The sequence below is a fragment of the Cedecea neteri NBRC 105707 = ATCC 33855 genome, from assembly GCF_001571265.1.
GTDB lineage: Bacteria > Pseudomonadota > Gammaproteobacteria > Enterobacterales > Enterobacteriaceae > Cedecea > Cedecea neteri.
This window is the reverse complement of record NZ_BCTL01000093.1, coordinates 1-6,322: the sequence shown is the minus strand read 5'-3', so window position 1 is coordinate 6,322 and position 6,322 is coordinate 1. Positions and strand designations below refer to the sequence as shown.

General features: G+C 59.0%; 5 protein-coding genes. 4 read left to right on the top strand and 1 reads right to left on the bottom strand.

The window, feature by feature from the left end:
• Window positions 1-94: 94 nt before the first annotated feature.
• Window positions 95-1,174, bottom strand: a complete 1,080-nt coding sequence (locus CNE01S_RS23630; RefSeq protein WP_061279086.1) for an oxidoreductase — start codon at window positions 1,172-1,174, stop codon at window positions 95-97.
• Window positions 1,175-1,350: 176 nt separating this feature from the next.
• Between CNE01S_RS23630 and CNE01S_RS23625 the strand changes: the two genes are divergently transcribed.
• From CNE01S_RS23625 to CNE01S_RS23610, 4 genes are read left to right on the top strand one after another with little or no spacing between them, the layout of a single operon-like run.
• On the top strand, window positions 1,351-2,856 hold the full coding sequence (locus CNE01S_RS23625; protein WP_061279084.1) for a sugar ABC transporter ATP-binding protein: 1,506 nt from the start codon (window positions 1,351-1,353) through the stop codon (window positions 2,854-2,856).
• A complete protein-coding gene (locus CNE01S_RS23620; RefSeq protein WP_061279082.1) occupies window positions 2,853-3,848 on the top strand; it encodes an ABC transporter permease in 996 nt (331 codons plus the stop codon). The genes CNE01S_RS23625 and CNE01S_RS23620 overlap by 4 nt, the downstream gene beginning before the upstream one ends.
• A gap of 27 nt (window positions 3,849-3,875) precedes the next feature.
• Window positions 3,876-4,940 (top strand): sugar ABC transporter substrate-binding protein, encoded by a 1,065-nt coding sequence (locus CNE01S_RS23615; protein ID WP_061279080.1) that lies wholly within the window; start codon window positions 3,876-3,878, stop codon window positions 4,938-4,940.
• 11 nt (window positions 4,941-4,951) lie between these two features.
• On the top strand, window positions 4,952-6,190 hold the full coding sequence (locus CNE01S_RS23610) for an LVIVD repeat-containing protein (RefSeq protein WP_061279079.1): 1,239 nt from the start codon (window positions 4,952-4,954) through the stop codon (window positions 6,188-6,190).
• Window positions 6,191-6,322: the final 132 nt, after the last annotated feature.

The window sequence follows — 6,322 nt, the reverse complement described above, 5'->3', positions numbered from 1 at the left end:
CGTTCACCGTATCTGAACGTGCAGGGAAAATAGATCTACGGGTGAACGGAACCTTAGCCGCCCCTGCATAATCGAGACTATTCGAAATGCCCCCCTACAACCCTTCCACTTTCTCCAACGCTGCTAGCAAACTCTCCGGCGACAGCGCCACCGGCAGGGCGTGAATAGACTCCCCCGCCTGCAAAGTACGGGCAATCAACTTATCCAGGTCCGCACGATGATGGATATCAACATCCAGTTGCGCCAGTTTGGTTGGCAGATTGAAACGCTTATACGCCTGCGTCAGCTGCGCCAGAACGTCGTCCTGCCCCAGCAGTGCGCTCTGCACCAGAATCCCGTAGGCCACCTTTGTGCCGTGCAGGAAACGATCGGTTTGCGGCAGCGTCGTCAGGCCATTATGTACGGCATGTGCGGCGGCAACGCGTGTATAACGCTCGCCCAGGCCACCCACCATCCCGCCTCCGGCGATAATCGCCTCGACCACATCCAGAAACGCCTGACTTAACTCGCCACGGTTTTGATCTTCCAGCGCCTGCTCGCTGTTCTGGAGCAGAACGTCGCGGATAGCCAGCGCGGCCCCAATGCCGAGGCGCACGGTAAGCGGCAGATTTTCCGGCTGCGGGCTAAGCACCACCGCTTCATACCACTTCGCCAGCGTGTCGCCGATCCCCGCCAACAGGTACTCCTGCGGCGCGCGCAGGATAATTTCAGGCTCCACCAGCACCAGATGGTTTGCATCGTTGAAAATCTCAAAGCGCAGCGCCTGCCCGGCGTCGTTGTACCACACGGACAGCGGCGTCCAGGCCGCGCAGGTTGCCGCGATGGTCGGAATAGCCACCACCGGCGCATTCAACCGACGAGCCACCACTTTCACCGTATCCAGCAGCGCGCCGCCGCCGATACCAATCACCACCTGACGTTCGCCGGACTCGGCTACCAGCTTCTGCACATCGCTTTCGCTGCAGTGCCCGCCAAACTGAATATGCTTCGCGCCCGGCAGCGAAAAGGCTTCCGGCAGGAATGGTCGAACCGCCTCAAAGGCACGCTCGCCGTAGATCCAGACCGCGTTATTCAGCTGCTCTTCGCTGTAAAACTCGGTCAGATGGGCAAGGCTGCCGGGATGTGAATAGTAATTAGCGGGGCCGGTAACCACGCGGATAGCGGTGCTGGTCATGATGCATTTCCTTTTCTTCGCTGGCGGGATATATTCTATGCCGATGATATGTCCAGACATCTGGACGGCTAATATCATTTTGCTTTATCTTATGTCTTTTCGTTCATTGCCCGCAACCCAGAAGGCCGCTAAAAATTCGACAGATCAATTCATTAAACCCGGAAGCCGCCGACGCTATGACTATGCCCAACCGCCTGGAGATGCGAGAAATCTCTATCGCCTTCGCGGGCTTTAACGCGTTGAGTCGGGTGAATTTCCGGCTGGACGGCGGCTCGGTACATGCTTTGACCGGCGCGAACGGCGCGGGCAAATCCACGCTGATGGCGGTGCTTTCGGGCGCTCACGACCATTATCACGGCGAGATCCTGATCGACGGTGAAGCGGTAACGATCCGCAGCCCGCGTGACGCCAAACTGCTGGGGATCCATCTGGTGCAGCAGGAAGTGGACGTTGCCCTGGTGCCGGGCCTCAGCGTGGCGGAAAACATCATGCTCGATAAGCTGGCCGAAACGGGGCATGTCTACCGCTGGTCGAAAATTTTTCGGCAGGCTCGCGAAGCGCTGGCGCAGCTCGACGTGGAGATCGACGTCAAAAAACGCATTGAGCAATGCACCCTGGCGGAAAAACAGCAAATCCTGCTGGCGCGGGCGCTCTCTCATCACTGCCGTTTTCTGATCCTTGATGAGCCCACTGCGCCATTAGACAGCCAGGAAAGCGAACATCTTTTTCGCGTCGTGCAGCGGCTGCAGCAAAGCGGCATCGGCGTGGTGTTTATCTCCCACCGCATCCACGAGCTGAAAGCCATTTGTGACCAAATGACGGTCCTGCGCGACGGCAAACTGGTGGACAGCGGCCCGATGGGGCATCTCAGCGGCGAAGAGATTGTCGAGAAAATGCTGGGCCACCAGCTGGACGATATTTATCCCCCTCACCGCCCGCCGGTTGAGGGCGACACGCTGCTGGCGGTGGAAGGTCTGCATGACGATGCGCTGCTGCGTGACATCTCGCTGCGGCTGCGCAAAGGCGAAATTCTGGGCATTGCTGGCCTGGCGGGAGCCGGGAAAACAGAGCTTTGCAAAGCGCTGTTCGGCGCCACCCACAGCACGCTTGAGCGCGGTGAATTAAAAGGTAAAAACTGGCGCCCGACCGACCCGGCGGACTCCGTCACGCGTGGCGTCGTCCTGGTGCCGGAAGAACGCCGTAAAGAAGGCATTTTTATCGACGAGTCGGTCACCATGAATCTCGCCGTCAGCGCCGACAGCCAGTTTACCCGCTGGGGGCTGTTCGACTACCGCAAAGCTAAACGCTGGGCGGAAGAGACCATTCAACAGCTGGGCATTCGCACCAGCGGCCCGGCGCAAACGCTGCGCCGCCTCTCCGGCGGCAATCAGCAAAAAGTGGCCATCGGCAAATGGCTGCGCAACGAAGCCGACGTGCTGATTTTTGACGAGCCAACCAAAGGCGTGGACATCAAAGCCAAAACCGACCTCTTCGTGCTGATTGACCAGCTGGCTCGCCATGGAAAAGGGGTGATTTACGCCTCTGGCGAATTTGCCGAGCTGGTCGGGCTGTGCGACCGCATCTGCGTCCTGTGGGACGGGCGTATCGTCGCCGAGCTGGATGGCCACCAGGCCAGCGAAGAAACCCTATTACTCTACTCCACCGGAGGAACCCCCGCGTGAGCAAAGCATTATCCCTTAAGGCCAGCGTTTCAGGCCGCCAGCAGCTTTTTGACTTTCTCTACAAATGGGGGATGTTGCTCACCGTGGTTGCCCTGGTGGCGCTGTTCGGCATCGCGTCCGACAGCTTCCTCGAGCCGAACAACATCATCAATATTTTGCGCTCCATCGCCATTGTGACGGTGATCGCCATCGGCGTGTCTATCTCGCTTACCGTGGGCGGGTTCGACCTGTCCGTGGGCTCGACCGCCTCGCTGGCCAACGCGCTGGTCATTTCGCTGTTCGTCTGGCACGGCTTCGGCACCACCGAAGCGATTCTTATCACCCTGGTGCTGTGCACGCTGGTCGGGCTGTTCAACGCCTTCCTGATCGTGGTGCTGAAAATTCCCGATATGCTCGCCACGCTGGCCAGCCTGTTTGTGATTCAGGGCGTGGCGATGACCTACAGCTACGGCGGCTCGATTACCGAAAACATGGTGCTGCCGAGCGGTGACATGGCCGAAGGAACGATTCCCGCCGCCTTTGGCCTGCTCGGGCAGGTGCCGACCATCGTCATCATCATGCTGGTGGTCACGCTGGTTGCCCAGCTTGCGCTGTCTCTGACCAAACACGGCCGCCGGATGTACGCCATCGGCGGTAATCCGGAGGCGGCTCGTCTGTCCGGCATCCGCACCACTCGCTATCGCGTGGCGGCCTACGTGCTGGCCTCGCTGCTGGCGGGCTTAGGCGGCATTCTGCTGGCCTCGCGTATTGGCTCCTCACAGGTCAACGCCGGTAGCGGCTACCTGATGGATGCCGTAGCCGCAGCGTGGATTGGATTTTCTCTGGCAGGTTCCGGCAAACCTAACGCGCTCGGCACGCTGGTCGGCGCGGTAATTCTGGGCGTGCTGCAAAACGGGCTGGTGATGCTCTCCGTGCCCTACTACGCAATGGACATTATTAAAGGCCTGGTGCTGGCTGCCGCGCTGGCGATTACTTACATACAACGACGCTAAAACAACACTTCATACAGGGTAACGACCATGAAAAAACTGACAACTTCACTGCTGGCGCTTAGCCTGCTTGCCGCGCTGCCTGGCCACGCCGCAACGCCAACGCCGGTTCCGGAAAAAATCGCCGCTCATGACGGCCCAATCCGCATCGCCGTGATCCGCAACCTGGGCTCCGACGATAACACCACGCAGTTTGTCGCCGGGGCGGTTCAGCAGGCTAAAAAGCTGGGCTTTAAGGTCAGCACTTTCCTGAGCAACGGTGACGATGCCCGCTTCCAGGATTTTGTGAACCAGGCGATCAGCCAGAAGTATGACGGGATTATTCTTTCTCAGGGCCGTGACCCTTACTCCACCGAACTGGTGAAAAAAGCCGTGGCTGCAGGCATTGCGGTGTCAGTTTTTGATACCGCCGTAAACGGCACCATTCCCGGTGTGACCGTGACCCAGCAGGACGATGCTTCGCTGACCGGCCTCTCCTTCGGCCAGTTGGTTAAAGACTTCAACGGCAAGGCGAACATCATCAAGCTGTGGGTGGCCGGTTTCCCACCGATGGAACGCCGCCAGGCCGCCTATCAGGAACTGCTGAAAGCCAACCCGGGCATTAAAGAGCTGGAGTCCATCGGCGCGGTTTCTTCCGACGTGCAGGGCGATACCGCCAACAAAGTGGGCGCGGTGCTGGCGAAGTACCCGAAAGGTAAAATCGACGCAATCTGGGGCACGTGGGACGCCTTCAGCCAGGGCGCCTATAAAGCGCTACAGGAGAACGGCCGCACCGAAATCAAACTCTACAGCATCGACGTCTCTAACCAGGATATTCAGCTGATGCGTGAAGCCAACAGCCCGTGGAAAGTCAGCGTGGCGGTGGATCCGAAGCTGATTGGCGCCACCAACGTGCGCCTCGTCGCGTACAAAATTGCCGGGGAACAAACGCCTGCAACCTACGACTTTAAAGCGGCTGCTATTCCTCAGGCGCTGCTGGCCAGCCAGCCTGGCCCGGTCAACGTCGTCTCGCTGAGCAAAATTATTCCGGGCTGGGGCCAGACCGACGACTTTATCGCGCCGTGGTTCGCCACGCTCGAAGCGAAAAATAAATAAGGAGTCGCGCAATGGCACTGCCACAACCCGAATACAGCCGCAATATGCGGCTTATCGGCCATAGCGATCAGGGTGGAAAACCCGATGGCGTGCAGCTGATGGTGCATCGGGGCTATGCGTACATCGGCCATATGGTGTCTCAGGGTTTCTCGATTGTTGACGTTCGCGACCCCAAAAACCCGAAAGCGGCGGGCTTCGTGCCCGCGCCGCCGGGCACCTGGAATATTCACCTGCAGGCGCACGACGACCTGCTGCTGGTGATTAACGCCCGCGACCTGTTCGCCGACGTGCGCTTCGCCGATGAAAAGGTTTACTACACCAAATCGGTCGGCGAAACGGTCCGAGACGTGCAGGACAAAGGCTGGAGCGCCGGGTTACGCATTTTTGATATTTCCACGCCGGACAAGCCTAAAGAAATCAGCTTCCTGTCGCTAAGCGGTATCGGCATTCATCGCTGCTGGTACGTGGGCGGCCGCTGGGCCTATGTTTCCGCACTGATTGATGGTTTTAGCGATTACATTTTCCTGACTATCGACCTCGCCGACCCACTCAACCCGCAGGTGGCGGGCAACTGGTGGCTGCCGGGGATGAACACCGCCGCAGGTGAGCAACCGACCTGGCCGGAAGGGAAACGCTATGCGTTACACCACGCGATTATCAGCGGCGACACGGCGTATGCCAGCTGGCGCGACGGCGGCCTGACGCTGCTGGACGTGTCTGACCGCTCGCAGCCGCAGCTCATCAGCCACCGTAACTGGAGCCCGCCGTTTGGCGGGGGCACACACACGGCGCTGCCGCTGCCAAAGCGCGACCTGCTGGTAGTGCTCGACGAAGCGGTGCTGGACAACCAGGAGGATGGCGAAAAGCTGATTTGGCTGTTCGATATTCGTGACCCGGCAAACCCGGTCAGCATCTCCACGTTCCCGCAGCCGGATGAGATTGATTATGTGGCGAAAGGCGCGCACTTCGGCCCGCATAACCTGCACGAAAACCGCCCCGGCAGTTTTATCAGCGATACGTTGATTTTCGCCACTTATCAGAACGCGGGCGTGCGTGCCTACGATATTTCGAACCCGTATCGCCCGGTAGAAACAGGCGCACTGGTGCCCGCAGCCCCGGAAAGAATGATGGATACCCGTCCAGGCCGCCCGCAGGTGATCCAGTCCTGCGATGTATTTGTGGATGCGCAAGGGATTGTGTACAGCACGGATTATAACGGCGGGTTGTCGATTATTGAGTATTTGGGGTAGCTTGCCCTTTAGAGGCAATTTCTTTGTGAGCGCTGATTTTCATGTGGATATGGATGAAATTCCGTTCACTTCCAGCCCTGTTTTATATGCAGCCACCGAACCGGTGAACGTCTTAGGGGAGCCACCGTCGCA

Excerpts from the sequence above, each read along its gene's own strand:
- CNE01S_RS23630 (WP_061279086.1), bottom strand. The coding sequence starts at position 1,174 with ATGACCAGCACCGCTATCCGCGTGGTTACCGGCCCCGCTAATTACTAT.
- CNE01S_RS23625 (WP_061279084.1), top strand. The coding sequence starts at position 1,351 with ATGACTATGCCCAACCGCCTGGAGATGCGAGAAATCTCTATCGCCTTC.
- CNE01S_RS23615 (WP_061279080.1), top strand. The coding sequence starts at position 3,876 with ATGAAAAAACTGACAACTTCACTGCTGGCGCTTAGCCTGCTTGCCGCG.
- CNE01S_RS23610 (WP_061279079.1), top strand. The coding sequence starts at position 4,952 with ATGGCACTGCCACAACCCGAATACAGCCGCAATATGCGGCTTATCGGC.